Origin of the sequence: Luoshenia tenuis (assembly GCF_014384745.1) — a bacterium.
Lineage (GTDB): Bacteria > Bacillota > Clostridia > Christensenellales.
Map to the genome: position 1 here is coordinate 231031 of NZ_JACRSO010000002.1, position 16505 is coordinate 247535.

Here is a 16505-nt window from a genome sequence, read left to right on the forward strand (position 1 = left end):
TTACACGTCCAAATTCTGCCTGCGCCTGGATGATTTTTCAAAGCAGGCCCGCAGCGCCTCCCCGTCGTCCTGGCGCACGGCCTCCTTTATAATATCCAGCTGCGCCTCAAAATTCTCGATAGCGCCTAGCAAATGCTCTTTATTTCCCAGGAAAAGTTCGCTCCAAAGATCGGGATTGATGTTGGCGATGCGCGTCAGATCCCGATAGCTATCGCCGATAAAGCTGCCGGTATCCCGCCCCTCGATATCGCTATTGACCAGCGCCACGCTAATGGCGTGGGTAAGCTGGGAGGTAAAGGCGATGATCTCATCGTGAAAGGCGGGCGTGATGCGGCGCACGCGCTTGCACCCCATCTCCCGCGCCAGCGCCTCTACCAGGCAGAGGCTTTCCTCCCGGTTGCGGGGCGTGGGGGTCAGGATATAGTTTGCGCCTTTAAAGACAGCGGCAGTGGCAAAATCGATCCCTCTTTTTTCCCGTCCAGCCATGGGGTGGCCAAAGACAAAATCTACCCCCTCGGGCAGCGCCGCCTGGATGCGATCGATATACCGGCCCTTGATGCCCGCCACATCCGTAACCACTGTGCCAGGCTTAAAGCAGCCGCCGTGGCGCTGCATAAATGCGGCGATATCCCGCGGGTAGATCGAGAGGATGACTAGTTCTGAATCTCCTAACTTTTCGGGCAAGGAGAGCTGCTCTTTTTCTATGATCCCCATTTCCCGCGCCTTATCCAGCGTCGCCGCATCCACATCCACCCCGTAGATGCGGTGCTTACCGCTTTGGGCAAGCGCCATGGCCATAGAACCGCCCACCACGCCCAGGCCTACGATGGTTATCTTCATGGCTACATCTGCTCCTTTTCCTTAAGGTGCGCGCAAAGCGCCTCCATCGCCAGCACATAGCCATACGCGCCAAAGCCGCACAGCTGGCCGATACAGGCCGGCGCGGTGACTGAGCGGTGCCTAAACTCCTCCCGCGCGTGAACATTGGACAGGTGGATCTCCACCGCCGGCAGCTGGGAGGCCTTGATGGCATCGTGGATCGCATAGCTATAGTGCGTATAGGCCCCGGGATTGATGACGATCCCATCATAGCCCTCAAAACAGGCCCGATGGATCTGGTCGATGATCGCGCCTTCCGAATTGCTCTGGAAGCACTCTACTTGGCAGCCGCGAAGCGCCCCCTGCTCTTTGATATACGCGCAGACCTGATCGTACCCGGCGGTACCGTACACGTTCTTCTCGCGGATGCCCAGCATGTTCATATTGGGCCCGTTGATCACCATAATCTTCATCATCCAGCCTCCCTATTTATTCAGTGTAGCGCAGATCCGGCGCACCGTCTCCTCGGGAGTGGTATCGTTGAGGATCTCATCCCCCGCCGCGCGGTAAAGCGCCTCCCGCTCACGCTTGAGCACATACAGCCGCTGCACCCCCTGTGCCAGCAGCGGGCGTGTGGTGGTATCGATATCGGCAGCAATACTTTCAATGGGCCGGTTGAGGAACAATACCCGGCCAGCCTGGCGCAGCAGCGCCACGTTCTCCGCCCGCAGCACGACGCCGCCTCCGCCGGCGATCACGGTATGGGTAAACTTGGCCAGTTTGCGGCAGGCCTCGGTCTCCCATTGGCGAAACAGCGGCTCTCCCACGGCGAACAGCTCCGGTATGGTCTGACCCGAGATCTCCTCGATCAGGTCGTCCATATCGCAAAAATCATAGCCCAGAGCCTTTGCCGCCAGTTTGCCGATGGTGGTCTTCCCGCTTCCGGGCATCCCCACCAGAACGATATTTTCCCCTTCTATCCTATTCTCGCTCATCGCGCCAACTCCTCTTTCATTTCCCCGTAAATCTGGCGGATGACCGCCTCTTCTACCGGGCGGCCCTGCCAGATCTCCTGGGATTTGGCGGCCTGTGCCACCAGCATGTAAAGCCCGTCGCAGGTGGTTTTGCCCATACCGCGTCCCAAACGCAAAAATTCCGTTTCAGTGGGGTTATAGATCAGGTCCACCAGCGCATCGAACTGCGCGATCACCTCCGGCGCCACTGGCGATATCCCGGTATTGGGGTACATGCCCACGGGCGTGGTGTTGATCAGCACATCCCCCTTGAGCGCATCAAGCTGCGAATAGCCCACGTGGGTCACGCACACCCCATTGGGCAGCGAGACCGGCCGGGCGGGGTCGCGCGAGACCAGATAAATCATCCTGGCTCCCGCATCTTTTAAATAAGCCAGCACGGCCTTGGACGCGCCCCCCGCGCCCAGCACCACGCAGACCTTGCCCCGGACCGGAATATCCGCGCTGGCCAGCATGCGGCCAAAGCCAAAGTAATCCGTATTGGCGCCGTAAAGCGATCCGTCCTCCTGCAGCAGCAGGGTGTTGACCGCGCCGAGCGCCTCTGCCTCCGGCGAGAGCGCGTCTACCTGCCTTAGCAGCTCCTGCTTATAGGGAATGGTCACATTCACGCCCTTGATCCCCAACAAACGGATCGCCGCCGCCGCGCCGCCGATTTTATCCTTGGGTATTTCAAAAAGCTTGTAGCCGCCCTGTACGCCCAGCAGCTCCAGCAGGCGCTGCTGTATCTGGGGTGAATAGCTGTGCCCCAGCTTTTCCCCGATCAAACCATAAAATTCCATCTTTCCACCGTCCTACTGGTTCTGCTTTTTATAAGCGCCGATCAGCTTGGCCGCCACGCCCTGGCCCCAAAGCGCCTGAACGATGGGCTGCGCCTGAGAAAGGCCATGGGCCACCTCAAAATCGGCATAAAATACGTATTCCCACGTCTTACCCGGCGCCGGGCGGGACTCCAGCTTCAACATATTGATATCCCCTTTGGCAAACTCCTTAAGCACGCCGTACAGCGCGCCCGGCTCATTGGGCAGGGTAAAGACCATGCTGATCTTATTGGCGTCCGCCTGGGGCTGAAGAGCCTTGGCCACGATGATAAAGCGGGTGTAATTGTGCTTTTCGGTATTGATGGTGGGCCGCAGGATCTTTAGCCCGTAAAGCTCCGCCGCGCGCCCGCTGGCAATGGCGGCCTTGTGCACGTCACCGGCCTGGCTCACCATCTGGGCGCTGATGGCCGTGTTATGATAGGGGATCTGCTTCCAATCAGGATGCTGAGCCAGAAATGCCCGGCTCTGTTCAAACCCCTGCTCGTGGGAATAGACCTCCCGGATATCCTCCATCGAGGCGGCCGGCAGTGCCAGCAAGTGCTGGGCCACGGGCACGAATACCTCCTGGGCGATATAGAAATCATACTTCATCAAAAGGTCGTACACCGCGTTGATCGAGCCGGTAGAAGAGTTCTCGATGGGCAGCACCCCGTAGTCGATCTCCCCACTTTTAAGCGCCACAAAGACCTCTTCGAAGCTGGGGTAATTCCTGCGCGGCTGATCCGGCGCGAAGGCCATGAGCAACGCCTCCTCCGAAAAGGAGCCCGCTACCCCTTGGAAACCCACCACCGCCGGTTTGGGCTCTTCCTTGGAAACGCCCATTCGCTCCATCTCCCGGGCCTGAATCCCCCGGCTGATCTTCATCATCTGGCGGTAAAATTCCTCGATATCCTCGCCATAGTCCTGATCCTTCAGGTTATTCCGCGCCTTTTGCAGCACTACGTCCTCCCGGCCGGCCTGCAAAATTTCCATTCCATTTTGGGCCTTATACTGCACCACGCGCTTGCACACATCCATGCGCTGCTCAAACAACGCCGTCATCTGCCGATCCAGCTCGTCTATTTTAGCGCGGTATTGTTCTAATTCCGTCATGCTCTTCTTCCCCCCATCATATCCAAAATCGCGATGGCCGCCGCCGCCTCCACCACCGGCACCGCCCGAGGGACGATGCAGGGGTCGTGCCGGCCGTGCACGATGAGCTTTGCGGGCTGCTTTTTCTCCAGCGAAACCGTATCCTGCTCTTTGGCGATGGAAGCCGTAGGCCGGCAGGCTACCTGAAAGCACAGCGGCATGCCGTTGGTGATCCCCCCGTTTACGCCGCCGTTTACGTTGGTGCGGGTGCGCACCCGGCCCTGCCCGTCGTAATAAAAAGGATCGTTACACTGGGAGCCGCGTTGCGACGCCATGGCAAACCCGCCGCCAAACGCCACGCCCTTGACGCCGGGGATGGCGAACAGTATGTGGCTGAGTACCGACTCGACCGAATCGAAAAACGGATCCCCAATGCCGGCGGCCAGGCCGACGGCCGCGCACTCGATCACGCCGCCCACCGAATCGCCCTGCTTTTTGGCCTCTAGGATCGCCTCCCGCATAGCCGCGCCAGCCTGTGCGTCCAGCACCGGCAGTTCCTGCCCGGCGAACCCCGCAAGGATCTGTTCAGTACAGGTTTCAATCTCCAGCGCCCGGTCCTGCACCGCATGAATCGAAAGGATATGCGCGCCGATCACGACGCCCTTGCGCTTTAAAATCTGCTTGCATACCGCCCCGGCAAAGACCAAAGGCGCGGTGATGCGGCCTGAAAAATGCCCGCCGCCCCGATAATCCTGAAAGCCGGCATAGCGCACCGCGCCGGTATAATCCGCATGGCCGGGCCGCACGGTATCCTGCAGCTGCGCGTAGTCCCGCGAGCGGGTATCCCGGTTGCGGATCAGCGCCGTAAGCGGAGTACCGGTAGTAAAACCATTAAAAAAGCCGCTGAGGATCTCAGGCTCATCCGCCTCGCTGCGCGCGGTGGATAAGGGGCTGCCGCCCGGCGCGCGGCGCGCCATCTCCCGGGAGATGGCCTCCATATCCAGCGCAACGCCGCTGGGAAGGCCGTGCAGGGTCACCCCGATGCCCCCGCCATGAGATTCGCCAAAGATCGAAACCTTGATATTCTCGCCAAATATGCCGCTCATCGCCCGCAAACGCCCCCTACCTTTTGATAATCCTCATAAAAATTGCCGTAGGACTTGGATACACAGCCCGGTTCCTGCAGCAGGACCGGTTTATCGCATCGCGTGGCCGCAATGGCCAGCATCATCGCAATGCGGTGATCCTGATGGCTAAAGGCCCTGCCGCCGGATAGCGATGCAACGCCATCGATTATCAGACTGTCCGGCTGCTCTGTGATATGCGCCCCCAGGGCGCCAAGCTCATGGGCGATGGCGGAAAGCCGGTCGCACTCCTTAATGCGCAGTCGCCCGGCGTTTACCACCTCGGTGCGTCCACAGGCCAGCGCAGCCGCTACCGCCAGCGGCGGGATAATGTCCGGGCACTGGGCCGCGTCGATCCGGGTCCCCCGCAGCCCCTGCGGCGCGCGGCATTGCAGCGCGTCGCCCGTCCAATTAAATTGTGCGCCCATTCGCTGCAAAATGTCCATCACCAGCCGGTCCCCCTGATGGGAATCTGCCCGCAGGCCCTGAACGGCCACATCGCTGCCTAGGGCGCCTGCCACCAAAAAGAAAGCCGCTTGGGAATAATCGCCCTCCACCGCATAGCTGCCCGCGCAATAATGCTGGCCGCCCGGCACATGGTAGCCGCCCGGCGTAGGTACGACTTTGATGCCGAAATCCCGCAGCACGTCCAGCGTCAGCTCCACATAGCCCGCCGATTGCAGCGGCGTCGTCAATTCGATGTCAGAATCGCCCTGCAACAGGGGCAGCGCGAACAGTAAGCCGGTTAAGAACTGTGAGCTGATGTCCCCCCGCAGCGCAAATTTTCCGCTTTGAAGCGGCCCGCGCACCTTCAGGCAGAGCGGATCCCCCTCATGGGAAAAGGGCAGGCCCTGTGCTCGCATGATCTCAAAAAAGGGATCCAGCGGCCGCTTGCCCAGGTTGCCCCGTCCAATAAAGGTGGTCGCCTCCCCCCACAGTGCCAACGCCAGCGGGATGAGAAAGCGCAGCGTAGAGCCGGATTCGTTGCAGTCGATCAAGCAATCGCCCTGTGCCCTCTCCCCGGCATGCAGCCCCTGCACCGCCAGCCGCCCCTCTTGCCAGGCAGCCTGCGCACCCAGCGCCTGCATGCCCGCCAGCGTGGCGCGCACATCATCGTTTAAATCCACCCCGCGCAGCACACTTTTCCCCTGGCAAAGGGATGCGGCGATCACGGCGCGGTGAGCCAGGCTTTTGGAAGAAGGGACCCGTATACTGCCGCAAAGCCGCGCGGGGGCAATTTGCATCGTTTCCATTATTCTATCCCATCCACATCGTTCTTTTCAAAAAAAGCGGCCGTTTCATCGGCGATAAAACACGCCCCGATCTGCCGCAGCAGGATCAGCTTCAGCCGCGCGCCCAGGTTCTTTTTATCGTGGGCGATGGCCTCCAGCAGCTGTGCCATGGGCGGAAGCGGATCATCATAGGGCAAGCCGTGCGCCTTCAGGGCATCGGCAATGCATTGGGCTGTGCCCGCAGGCGTCAGCCCGCGCGCCTCACTCAGGCGCGTGATGGCCACCATCCCCAGCGCCACCGCCTCGCCATGGCTGTATTTGCCAAAGTGATAGTACTTTTCGATGGCATGCCCCAAGGTATGGCCAAAGTTGAGTACCATGCGCCCGCCCATATCCCGCTCGTCTGCCTCGACCACCTGGCGCTTGATATCGCAGCAGCGGTAGACCAGCTCGTCCATCCACGCCGAGAGCTGCGCCCGGGTGGGCGAAGCGGCCAGCCTATCAAAAAAGGCCCGGTCGCAAATGCAGCCGTATTTGATCACTTCTGCCATTCCGTCCTTAAAATAACGTTCTGGAAGCGTATCCAGCACCACCGGATCGATAAAAACAGCTTTAGGTTGGTAAAAGCTCCCCACCAGGTTCTTGCCCTGCGGCAGGTCCACCGCTACTTTGCCGCCGATCGAACTATCGACCTGGGCCAATAAAGAGGTGGGGATCTGGATAAAGGGAATGCCGCGCAGGTAGGTGGAGGCGGCAAAGCCGCCCAGGTCGCCCACCACGCCGCCGCCCAGGGTGATCATCAGATCCGTACGGGTCATCTTGTTTTCCAGCAGCGCGCTGTAGATAGGCACCAGCGATGGAAAGGCTTTGGTCGCCTCTCCGGGCTCCAGCACCATTTTGGCCGTTTGATAGCCCGCGCCGCGCAGGGCGCTTTCGACCTTCGCCCCGTACTGGGCGTCCACGTTGCGGTCCGTCAAAATAAAGGCCCGCTCCGCAGGATAGACCGCCCGCACTTCCTCGCCGATTCTTTCGAGCAGGCCCTCTTCTATCACGAGCGGATAGCCCCGCTCCTTAAGCTGCACATTCAGTACGCGTCGCATCACTTAACCCCTTTCAAAGCCTCTTGCTTAAAGCGCCATTTCCCGGCCTACCGCCGTGGCGATGGGCGCGATATCCTGCATCAGCTCGCCGAACACGCAGGGTTTGATGGACTGCTGCCCGTCGCAAAGCGCGTTTTGCGGGTCGTTATGCACCTCGACGATCAGCCCGTCCGCCCCGACCGCTACCGCGCCCTTGGCCAGCGGCTCGACCATCCACCATTTGCCGGTAGCATGGCTGGGATCTACGATCACCGGCAGATGGCTGAGTTTTTTGATGGCCGGGATAGCGCTCAAATCCAGCGTGTTGCGGGTATAGGTCTCAAAGGTACGGATGCCGCGCTCGCACAAAATGACCTGATCGTTCCCCTCGGCCATGATGTATTCCGCGCTCATCAGCCACTCCTCAATGGTAGCAGATAAGCCGCGTTTTAGCAAAATCGGCTTGCGGGTCCTTCCCAGCTCGCTGAGCAGGGTGAAGTTCTGCATGTTCCGCGCGCCTACCTGGATCACGTCCACATCCCGCTCAAACACCTCGATATCCTGAGGGGCCATGATCTCGGTCACGATGGGAAGGCCGGTGGCCTCGCGGGCCTTTTTCAGCAGCTCCAGTCCGTCGTATTTCAAGCCCTGGAAGGCATAAGGCGAGGTGCGGGGCTTGAAAGCGCCGCCGCGCAGCAGCGTGGCTCCCTTGGCTTTGACCTCCTGAGCGATGGCAATGATCTGCTCCTCGCTCTCTACCGAGCAGGGGCCGGCTATGATGGTGAGTTCCTTGCCCCCGATCTTGCGGCCGCGTACCTCCACCACGGTATCCTCCGGGTGGAACATGCGGTTGGCCTTTTTGAAGGGCTCGGCCACGTGCATCACCCGCTCCACATTGCGGTTGGCTTCTACCTGGGTGGGGTCGATCTTGCTGGTATCGCCCACTAAACCCAGGATGCTCAGATCCGTACCGATAACGGGATTGACGGAAACGCCTTTGGCCTCCAGCTGTTTAGTCAGTTTTTGAATCTCTTCCTGCTGCGTACCGGGCTTTAATACGATAATCATGATTATCTCTCCTTTAAAATAGTCGCTTTGGATAAAAACAAAAAAGAGAGCTCTTCAATGAGCTCTCTTTTCCTGTACATTTGGAACCTGATCGATCCGCCCGCAGCTGCGCTTAGCGGCGCCGCCCTGACGGGAACCTTGGTTTATGCCGGATTAAAGCAATCATTGAAAAGGACTTTTTGACAGCACAAAAAGCCGTAGCTAAATCGATAGCTGCGGTACGTAAAGGTAAAAGAACGGTTTTCGTTCGCCTTCACGCTGCCTCATCCTTCCTCAATGATTTTTGTTAGTCAATCTAACTTGTTTATAATTATACAGATTCAAGGGCATTTGTCAACCGCAAATCGCCCGATTTTTCGAAAAGCCATAATTTTTACGGTTTTGCGCAACGCGTTTAATCCCTGCGGCGCGCCGAAACGATCAGCATCATGGGCCTGCGCATCTCATCCTTCATTCCGGGGCGGTCCATCATCGATGCAGGCGGCTTCGGCTCTACAATCCGCGTCAGTTCAAAGCCATTGTTCAGCAGCCCGTCCAGATAGGTGGTCAGGGTCTTATGGTATTTCGTAACCGTTTCGCCCAGAAAATTCGCCCTGCGCTCCCCCTCGTAAAAATAGTTATCTACCGGGAAATGGGCGATCTGCCCCCGGTCATCGTACACCCAGTCCTGCGAACCCTCGGCGGTAAAGATGGGATGTTCCACGGAAAAGACAAAGCTGCCGCCCTGCTTCAGGCAGGGACGCACCCGCTTTGCCACCGTGTCAAAGGAGGGAACATAGTGCAGCGCCAGGGAGCTTAGCACGATATCAAAACTATTCTGCGCAAATTCGATAGCCTCAATCGGCATGCGGGCATAGGTTACATTCTCCCAGCGGGTCTTTTCCCGTGCCACGGCCAGCATTTTTTCGGAAATATCAATCCCGGTCGCGCTAGAGGCGCCCTGCTCCATGGCATAGATACAATGCCAGCCATAGCCGCAACCCAGGTCCAGCAGACGCTTGCCCTTAAAATCCGGCAGCAGCGCTTTTAGCGTTTCCCACTCCCCTGCGCCGTCCAAGCCTTGGCGGGAACGGTCCATTTGGCTGTACTTTTTGAAAAAAACCGGGTCGTCGTACTTGTTTTCAGGCATGATTTCCTCCTCATTGGTTTTAACCAGTCTACCGCGTATGCTCCACGCTGTCAAACCGTAAAAAAGGGGCGCTTAAGGCCCTGCACGGGCCCAAAGCGCCATTTAAGAAGGGGGTTCATGAAATTATGAGGCAGTACTAGTATGCCACCCCCGAACTTTTCTATACAAAAAAGCGGGCCGCTTGGCCCGCTTTTTTTAATCAACTATCGCTGCTCCCGCAAGGGATTAGTCATCCTGCTTCGGGAAGAAATCCGCCAGGGAGAAGGTGGTCTCCTCCTGGGGCGGGATATACAAGGAATCCTCCATGCTATCCTCATGGTCATCATAGCGCGGCGCCTCCTCCTCGGGCAGCGCCTCGCGGATGGACAGGCTGATGCGCTTATCCGCCGTATTCACATCCAGCACCTTGGCCTGGATCTTCTGGCCGACTTCCAGCACATCTTCCACCTTGTCGATGCGGTGGCGGGCGATCTGCGAGATGTGCACCAGACCGTCAAGACCCGGCTCCAGCTCGATAAACGCACCGAAGGAAACGATGCGCGCCACGGTACCCTCCACAATGGAGCCTACCGGGTACTTCTGCTCGGCCACTTCCCAAGGCTTGGGCAGCAGCTGCTTGCGGCCCAGGGATACGCGCTCCTTCTCGGGATCCAGCGCCAGGATCAATACCTCGATCTCGTCGCCGGGCTTCACAACATCCGAGGGATGGTTGACGCGGCCCCAGGACATATTGGTCACGTGCAGCAGGCCGTCGATACCGCCCACATCCACAAACGCGCCAAAGTCCGTAATGCGCTTGACCGTACCCACGATGGTCTCGCCAGCGGTCAGCTTCTCCCAAGCTTCCTTCTTTTTGGCCTCGGCCTGCTCGGCCAGGACCGCGCGGCGAGAGGCGACTACGCGCTTGCGGCCCTCGTCCACCTCAATGATCTTCAGCTGCAGGGTCTGCCCCACGAACTGCTGCATGTTTTCCACATAATTCTGGGAAAGCTGCGAAGCGGGGATAAAGGCACGGATGCCCAGGATATTGGCAATGACGCCGCCCTTGACGACCTCTTTGCACACGCCCTCAGCATACTCGTTATTTTTGAACATTTCCATCACGGTGCCCCAGTTTTTCCGGGAGTCCACGCGCTTTTTGGAAAGCAGAACATTACCTTCGCCGTCGTTGACCTTCAGCACGCAAACATCGATCTCATCGCCGACGTTCACCACCGTGCGCAGATCCACGTCCATGTCGTCAGAGAACTCGTTCTTGGGAATGAATCCATCGGACTTATAGCCGATGTTCACACAGACCTCGTTCTCAGTGATCTGAACAATCTTGCCCGTGAGCACCTGTCCTTTCCGCAGAACGCGCAACGTCTCCTCTACGCTCTGCATAAAATCCGCATCCTGCTGCGACTCTTCGCTCTCGGCGGCCTCCGCGGGCTGGTCGACCTGCGCTACCGCTTCCTGCTCCGCGGCAGCAGCCCCCTCTTGCATAACCTCGTCGACCTGTTCGTTCATGTCCAACACGCTCATCCTACAAACTACCTCCTTAATTATCCATTCCGGCGTGGATGCGCCGGCAATGATCCCAACAACGTCGTCCGGCTTAAACTCCGCAAGCGGAATTTCCTCGGCCGACTCTATTGCAAACACACGGGAAGTGTGCTGGCAAGCAATCTCAAAGAGCTTACGCGTATTGCTGCTGTTTTTGCCGCCTAAAACCAGAACGGCATCGCATTTTTGCGCAATCTCCCGCGCCTCAGCCTGGCGCCTGGCCGTCGCCTGGCAGATGGAGTCAAATACCTCCAGATTCGCCACTTTTTCTCGCAGCACAACCACTGTCTGCTCAAAGTTTGAGCGCAGGGCCGTGGTCTGCGCCACGGCGAGCCCATATTGAGTTTTTGGAATATTTTCAGCCTCTTGGCTATTGAGTAAAACCGTTGCGTCCTCTCCCGCCCAACCGGCGATGCCCATGACCTCTGGGTGCTTCTCCTCACCGATAATGTAGACGTGACGCCCGCTCTGACGTGCCTGCACAACCCTTTCGTGAATGCGTTTAACATAAGGGCAGGTAGCATCAATGATATGAAGTCCAAGTGCCTCGCATTGTGTAATCATTTGCGGGGGTACGCCGTGGGAACGGATCACGACCGTGCCGCGTCCGGCGATCTCTTCGATCGCGTTAACCACCTGTACACCCTGTTTAGCCAATGCCGCCACTACCGAGGGGTTATGGATAATCGGCCCGAGCGTATAAACCCCGCCCGCCTTTGCTGCATCTAACGCAGCCTCTACCGCGCGTTTTACTCCAAAGCAAAACCCGCCGTGCTTAGCAATAATCAGTTCCATTCTTACGGCAATAAACCTCTTTTTTTACGTACCTAAAGCACATTCGATGGGTTTATGCAAAATTCCTTCTTTTTGAAACAAATTTTTTAATTTTTCATAATTCGGCACGGTCCTTCAGCGTTTGCACGCTGGTTTCCAGCAGCTTATTGGCCGCTTCAATGCGCTGGGCGCCTTTTAGCGTCTCCGGCAGCGCCGCAGCCAGTTCGATGGGTTCGCCCACATACAGGCGCACCTTACCGCCTATGTGATAAGGGGCGATATAGATCGGCAAAACCGGCGCCTGCGTCTTTAGGGCCAGCGAGGCCGGCCCGTCAAAAAACGGCAGTAGCTCCCCATCTCGGCTGCGCGTACCCTCGGGAAAGATCAAAAGCGGCGTATCCTCCCGCAGGACTTTGAGCGCCTTTTTGATGGCCCCGATATCTGCCTTGCCGCGCTTTACGGGGAACACGTTAAATTCGCCGATGGCCCAGGCCACGATTCTGTTGCGGAAGAGCTCCTCCTTGGCCATGATATAGATCTTGCGTTTAATACAGGCCGCCACCACCATCGGGTCGTTCCAATGGATATGGTTGGCGATGATGATCGCCCGGCCTTTGACGACTTCGCGAAGATAATCCGCTCCGGCTACGACGCGCGTGCGGCAGAGCACAAACGCCAGGAAATTGACGACCACCCGGAAGATCCTATACCACATGAAAAAGCGGCACCCCTTTGATTTCTTTTAATGCCTTTGTTAGGCAGCCCTGCGCTACGCCTGATGGCGGCGGGTATCGATCGCCTCGATGAGAAAGTCCACCACCTCGTCGATATCCATCTCAGTGGTGTCCACCACCTCCGCGTCGTCCGCGCAGGACAGCGGCGAAAACTCGCGTTCGGCATCCGCCTTATCGCGCTGGGCCATGGCGGCTTTGACCGCTTCAAAGCTCTCGCTTTTCTCACCCTTTTGCACCAACTCTGCAAAGCGCCGGCGCGCCCGCTCCTCCAACGAAGCGGTGATGAAGAATTTATACCGTGTGTCGGGCAGCACGCAGGTCCCGATATCGCGCCCATCCAGCACCAAATCGTTCTCCAGGGCGATTTTACGCTGCAGCTCCACCAAGTATTCCCGCACGCCGGGATGGGCCGCCACGGCGGAGGCGTACATCCCCATCTCCTGGGTACGGATGGCCGGCTCCACATTCTCCCCGTCCAGCTCTACGCGCATCTGCCCGTTTTGATAGATCACATCCACCCGAGTATCGGGCAGCAGCGCCTCGACCTTGGCGCGGTCCTTGGGGTCCACCCCGCATTTTTTAGCCTTTAGCCCCAGCGCCCGGTACATGGCGCCGGTGTCCAGATAAAGTATATCTAATTTTTGGGCCAGCTGTTTGGCAATGGTGCTCTTTCCCGCGCCCGCCGGGCCATCCAAAGCGATATTGATCTTTTGTTGTTCCATGATTTTCTCCGCCTGCCTTTACTTTGATATCTATACGGCGCGGTGGCCCAAGCCGATGGCCACCTCGTTTAAGTGCAACAGTCCGATCCCGAAAAAGGTGGAAACGGCTATGTGGTCTTCAAACCTGGCGATGCCGATCTTTCCGCCCACATTCAGCCCGATGGCCTTGGTCATGATCTGGGAGAGCGCCTCCCGCGTGGCCCCGGCTACCGCGCCCTCCTCGTGGTGGGACAGGTCGATCACATTTTCGCGCTTGGCCGCCACCACGCTGCGCTCGACGATCTTCATGACCGAGGCGATAAATTCCCCGCCAAAGTCCGCGGCCGCGCTGCGGATGCCCTGCTCAAGCAACTGGCTTTGCAGCTGTTTCTCCTGCTCGCGCGTCTGGGTCAAGCTGATCAAAAGCGCCGCGCGTGCGACCTCTTTGCTGCCGGTTTCAAGATGCTCCATATTCTCAACACCTTTCTTTGGCCTTAATTCTCCATCTCCTGCGCGGCCCCAACGCCCGCCAAATAACCAGTAGAAAAAGCGATCTGCAAGTTGAACCCGCCCGTATAGCCGTCAACATCCAGCATTTCCCCTGCAAAAAACAGGTTGGGATAGCGCTTGGCCCGCATGCTCTTCGGGTCGATCTCCCGCACGCTGATCCCTCCGCGGGTGATGATCGCCTCCTCGATGGGCCGCAAGGCCTTCGGGTGCAGCGGCAGGGCCTTGATCAGCGCGGCAAACGCCGCGCGCTCCGCCCGGGTGAGCTGGTTGGCTGCCTTTTGGGGCGCAATGCCCGAAAGGCGCACCATCACTTCCACCATCCGCTGCGGAAAAAGATCCTTCACCGCGTGGATAAACTGTTTGTTGCTGTACTTTTCAAAATCGCGAACCAGCCGGGCATCCAGCTGCTGCAAACTGAGCGCGGGCTTTAGGTCGATGCTCAGCTCGATCTCATTTAACGCCAGGCCCGCGATATGGCTGGACGCCGAGAGCACCAGCGGCCCGCTTACCCCGTAATGGGTAAACAGCATCTCCCCCTGCTCTGCATACAAGACCTTTTTGTTTCGCCTGGCCGTCAGCGCCACATTGCGCAGGGAAAGCCCCTGCAACTGCGCCGGCCAATCCTCCCGCGTTTCGATAGGGATCAGAGAAGGGTATGCAGGCTCGGTCTTTAAGCCCAAAACTTTGGCCCATGCTAGCCCGTCGCCCGTGGAGCCGGTGCTGGGATAGCTCAACCCTCCCGTAGCAACCACCACGGCCTCGCAGGGGAAGCGTTTGCCGCCGGCAAGCACGCCGCTTACGCGTTCCTCGTCCATTTCCAGCGCCTCTACCCGGTGGGAAAGCAGTACCGTAACGCCGTTTTGGCGCAGATACCGCTCCAGGGCGCGGTTGATATCGCTGGCCTTATCGCTGACCGGGAATACCCGGTTGCCCCGTTCCACCTTCAGCGGCACGCCCAGCGCTTCAAAAAAATCCATTACCTGGCGGTTATTAAACCTATTAAAGGCGCTGAACATGAACTTGCCGTTGCGCGGGAGGTTGTTCATCCATTCCTCCGGCGCACAGGCGTTGGTCAGGTTACAGCGCCCTTTACCGGTGATATAGAGCTTTTTGCCCAGCTTCTCATTGCGCTCCAGCAGCGTAACGGCGCAGCCATTTTGCGCAGCGATGCCTGCGGCCATCATGCCCGCCGGCCCGCCGCCGACCACGACCAGCCTCTTTTTATCCATCCATTGCCTCCAGATGGGCAGCATCCCCCATCGTGGGCAGGGTCCACTTGGCCCCGTCCCAGCGCAGCACGCTCAAGGTGGCGTTGCGCACCAGCATGTCCCCCAGCTGCTCCCAAGGGCGCGCGATGGCCAAGCTCATCAGCACGCTGGAAAAATAACCGTGGGTGGCAATGCCGATGTTCTCATCGGAAAACTCCCCGGTGCAGCGGTCCAGCACCCGCTGCGCGCGGGCGATCACCGTTTCCAGGCGCTCTTTCCCTTCGGGGTTACAGTTCATCGGATCCTTCCAAAGGCAATCATAAAACTCAGGAAAGGTTTCGGCCGCCTCCGATACCTTCAGCCCTTCCCAACTGCCAAAATCCACTTCCAGCAGGTCGTCCCAGGGCTCGATCTCCAGATGCTTGACCTGCGCGATGGCCTGCGCCGTCTGCCGCGCCCGGGTCAAGGGGCTGGTAAACAGGCGCTTAAAATCCAGTTCTTTTGCCCGCTGCGCCAGGCAGGCTACCTGCCTAAGCCCCAGCTCGTCCAGCGGGATATCCGTTTGCCCCTGAAAGCGATGCTCCCCATTCCATACCGTGTGCCCATGCCTGAAAATATATAATTCCATTAGTTTGCATTCCTATCCTTGCCCAAATAGACGCTGTATTCGTCCCAAACCGCTTCAAGCTTGGTAAAGTATTGCGAAATCTCATCCTTCTTGCGCGAGCCGATGGCTACGATCAACGCATTGACCAGACTGAAGGCCGCCACCATGGAATCCGCAAAGGAAGCCATGTCGCTGCGGGCTACCAGGCAAAGATCCGCCTGAGATGCCAGCGGCGAAAGCAGGCTGTCGGTGATCGATACGATCTTGACGCCATTCTTTTTCGCAAAATTGATCCCCTCCACCGTGCGGGAGGAATAGCGCGGAAAGCTCACGCCGATCAGCAGATCCCCTTCTCCGGCCCTGAAGATCTGCTCGAACACGTCGCTGACCCCGGAGGTCACCACCGTGATATTCTCAAAAATAAAGGAGAGGTAATAGGAGAAAAACTGTACCAGCGGCGCCGCGCTGCGCAGGCCCAGAATATAGATGTGTTTGGCCGAAAAAATACTCTCCACGACCTGGCTGAACACCTCCGGGTCGATCTCCTCCAGCGTAGAGCGGATATTGGCCATATCCGTTTTAAAAACGGACTGCAATATCGACGCCTCGTCCTGATCCCCTGTCATCTCGATGCGCTGCACCGTCGTCAGCTTGGTGCGGATCATCTCCTGCAGTGCCCGCTGCAGTTTAGGGTATCCGTCATACCCCAGCGCGTCAGCAAAGCGAACCACGGTAGATTCGCTCACGCCGATGCGGCTGGCCAGCTTGGCCGCCGTCATAAACGCTGCCTTATCGTAATGGGCTAAAATATATTCGGCGATCAACTTTTGCCCCTTGCTCATGGTTTTAAAGCCGCTGTTGATCCGCATGGTCAAATCCATTTGACGCTCCAAATGTATCCACCGTCCCTTTCTCAGGATAGATATTATTTTACCATAGACCCCGTTTATAAAAAAGGGCATATCAGAAGTTTTTGCAATCTATTTCATCCATCCTGCAAAACAAGCAACGGCTGCACAGCCATCGCATCCGTGCAGGAGTTCTTGCACTCC

The 16505-nt window shown here is 58.1% G+C and carries 17 protein-coding genes; all 17 read right to left on the bottom strand.

The features are described from left to right. Complete coding sequence (locus H8699_RS06025) at positions 1-840, bottom strand: prephenate dehydrogenase (protein WP_249284899.1); 840 nt, start codon at positions 838-840, stop codon at positions 1-3. A 2-nt stretch (positions 841-842) separates the two neighbouring features. Then, positions 843-1292 carry a type II 3-dehydroquinate dehydratase gene (gene aroQ / locus H8699_RS06030; RefSeq protein ID WP_249285113.1) on the bottom strand — a complete coding sequence of 150 codons (450 nt, stop codon included), beginning with the start codon at positions 1290-1292 and terminating at the stop codon, positions 843-845. A gap of 12 nt (positions 1293-1304) precedes the next feature. Then, entirely contained in the window at positions 1305-1814 is a 510-nt protein-coding gene (locus H8699_RS06035) for a shikimate kinase (protein ID WP_249284900.1), read from the bottom strand. Beyond that, entirely contained in the window at positions 1811-2632 is an 822-nt protein-coding gene (locus H8699_RS06040; protein WP_249284901.1) for a shikimate dehydrogenase family protein, read from the bottom strand. Before H8699_RS06040 ends, H8699_RS06035 begins: the two co-directional genes overlap by 4 nt. A 12-nt stretch (positions 2633-2644) precedes the next feature. Beyond that, positions 2645-3763 carry a prephenate dehydratase gene (pheA, locus tag H8699_RS06045; RefSeq protein ID WP_249284902.1) on the bottom strand — a complete coding sequence of 373 codons (1119 nt, stop codon included), beginning with the start codon at positions 3761-3763 and terminating at the stop codon, positions 2645-2647. Further along, positions 3760-4848: a chorismate synthase gene (aroC, locus tag H8699_RS06050; protein ID WP_249284903.1), complete on the bottom strand. Its 1089-nt coding sequence runs from the start codon at positions 4846-4848 to the stop codon at positions 3760-3762. Before aroC ends, pheA begins: the two co-directional genes overlap by 4 nt. Next, positions 4845-6119, bottom strand: a complete 1275-nt coding sequence (gene aroA, locus H8699_RS06055) for a 3-phosphoshikimate 1-carboxyvinyltransferase (RefSeq protein WP_249284904.1) — start codon at positions 6117-6119, stop codon at positions 4845-4847. Before aroA ends, aroC begins: the two co-directional genes overlap by 4 nt. Continuing rightward, complete coding sequence (aroB, locus tag H8699_RS06060) at positions 6119-7198, bottom strand: 3-dehydroquinate synthase (RefSeq protein WP_249284905.1); 1080 nt, start codon at positions 7196-7198, stop codon at positions 6119-6121. Before aroB ends, aroA begins: the two co-directional genes overlap by 1 nt. Positions 7199-7225: 27 nt before the next feature. Next, positions 7226-8245, bottom strand: a complete 1020-nt coding sequence (gene aroF / locus H8699_RS06065) for a 3-deoxy-7-phosphoheptulonate synthase (protein WP_249284906.1) — start codon at positions 8243-8245, stop codon at positions 7226-7228. A 394-nt stretch (positions 8246-8639) separates the two neighbouring features. Beyond that, positions 8640-9374 (bottom strand): class I SAM-dependent methyltransferase, encoded by a 735-nt coding sequence (locus H8699_RS06070; RefSeq protein WP_249284907.1) that lies wholly within the window; start codon positions 9372-9374, stop codon positions 8640-8642. 225 nt (positions 9375-9599) lie between these two features. Next, positions 9600-11714, bottom strand: a complete 2115-nt coding sequence (locus H8699_RS06075) for a bifunctional 4-hydroxy-3-methylbut-2-enyl diphosphate reductase/30S ribosomal protein S1 (protein ID WP_249284908.1) — start codon at positions 11712-11714, stop codon at positions 9600-9602. Positions 11715-11808: 94 nt separating this feature from the next. Beyond that, positions 11809-12408, bottom strand: a complete 600-nt coding sequence (locus H8699_RS06080; RefSeq protein ID WP_249284909.1) for a lysophospholipid acyltransferase family protein — start codon at positions 12406-12408, stop codon at positions 11809-11811. Between the two features lie 54 nt (positions 12409-12462). Continuing rightward, entirely contained in the window at positions 12463-13149 is a 687-nt protein-coding gene (gene cmk / locus H8699_RS06085; RefSeq protein WP_249284910.1) for a (d)CMP kinase, read from the bottom strand. A gap of 30 nt (positions 13150-13179) precedes the next feature. Beyond that, complete coding sequence (locus tag H8699_RS06090; protein WP_138296064.1) at positions 13180-13599, bottom strand: HutP family protein; 420 nt, start codon at positions 13597-13599, stop codon at positions 13180-13182. A gap of 23 nt (positions 13600-13622) precedes the next feature. Next, entirely contained in the window at positions 13623-14867 is a 1245-nt protein-coding gene (locus H8699_RS06095) for a BaiN/RdsA family NAD(P)/FAD-dependent oxidoreductase (protein WP_249284911.1), read from the bottom strand. Beyond that, positions 14860-15474: a histidine phosphatase family protein gene (locus H8699_RS06100; RefSeq protein ID WP_249284912.1), complete on the bottom strand. Its 615-nt coding sequence runs from the start codon at positions 15472-15474 to the stop codon at positions 14860-14862. The genes H8699_RS06095 and H8699_RS06100 overlap by 8 nt, the downstream gene beginning before the upstream one ends. After that, positions 15474-16334 carry a MurR/RpiR family transcriptional regulator gene (locus tag H8699_RS06105; RefSeq protein WP_138296067.1) on the bottom strand — a complete coding sequence of 287 codons (861 nt, stop codon included), beginning with the start codon at positions 16332-16334 and terminating at the stop codon, positions 15474-15476. The genes H8699_RS06100 and H8699_RS06105 overlap by 1 nt, the downstream gene beginning before the upstream one ends. Positions 16335-16505 lie beyond the last annotated feature (171 nt).

Coding starts and splice junctions, on each gene's coding strand:
- H8699_RS06025 (WP_249284899.1), bottom strand. CDS start 840: ATGAAGATAACCATCGTAGGCCTGGGCGTGGTGGGCGGTTCTATGGCC.
- aroQ (WP_249285113.1), bottom strand. CDS start 1,292: ATGAAGATTATGGTGATCAACGGGCCCAATATGAACATGCTGGGCATC.
- H8699_RS06035 (WP_249284900.1), bottom strand. CDS start 1,814: ATGAGCGAGAATAGGATAGAAGGGGAAAATATCGTTCTGGTGGGGATG.
- H8699_RS06040 (WP_249284901.1), bottom strand. CDS start 2,632: ATGGAATTTTATGGTTTGATCGGGGAAAAGCTGGGGCACAGCTATTCA.
- pheA (WP_249284902.1), bottom strand. CDS start 3,763: ATGACGGAATTAGAACAATACCGCGCTAAAATAGACGAGCTGGATCGG.
- aroC (WP_249284903.1), bottom strand. CDS start 4,848: ATGAGCGGCATATTTGGCGAGAATATCAAGGTTTCGATCTTTGGCGAA.
- aroA (WP_249284904.1), bottom strand. CDS start 6,119: ATGGAAACGATGCAAATTGCCCCCGCGCGGCTTTGCGGCAGTATACGG.
- aroB (WP_249284905.1), bottom strand. CDS start 7,198: ATGCGACGCGTACTGAATGTGCAGCTTAAGGAGCGGGGCTATCCGCTC.
- aroF (WP_249284906.1), bottom strand. CDS start 8,245: ATGATTATCGTATTAAAGCCCGGTACGCAGCAGGAAGAGATTCAAAAA.
- H8699_RS06070 (WP_249284907.1), bottom strand. CDS start 9,374: ATGCCTGAAAACAAGTACGACGACCCGGTTTTTTTCAAAAAGTACAGC.
- H8699_RS06075 (WP_249284908.1), bottom strand. CDS start 11,714: ATGGAACTGATTATTGCTAAGCACGGCGGGTTTTGCTTTGGAGTAAAA.
- H8699_RS06080 (WP_249284909.1), bottom strand. CDS start 12,408: ATGTGGTATAGGATCTTCCGGGTGGTCGTCAATTTCCTGGCGTTTGTG.
- cmk (WP_249284910.1), bottom strand. CDS start 13,149: ATGGAACAACAAAAGATCAATATCGCTTTGGATGGCCCGGCGGGCGCG.
- H8699_RS06090 (WP_138296064.1), bottom strand. CDS start 13,599: ATGGAGCATCTTGAAACCGGCAGCAAAGAGGTCGCACGCGCGGCGCTT.
- H8699_RS06095 (WP_249284911.1), bottom strand. CDS start 14,867: ATGGATAAAAAGAGGCTGGTCGTGGTCGGCGGCGGGCCGGCGGGCATG.
- H8699_RS06100 (WP_249284912.1), bottom strand. CDS start 15,474: ATGGAATTATATATTTTCAGGCATGGGCACACGGTATGGAATGGGGAG.
- H8699_RS06105 (WP_138296067.1), bottom strand. CDS start 16,334: ATGGATTTGACCATGCGGATCAACAGCGGCTTTAAAACCATGAGCAAG.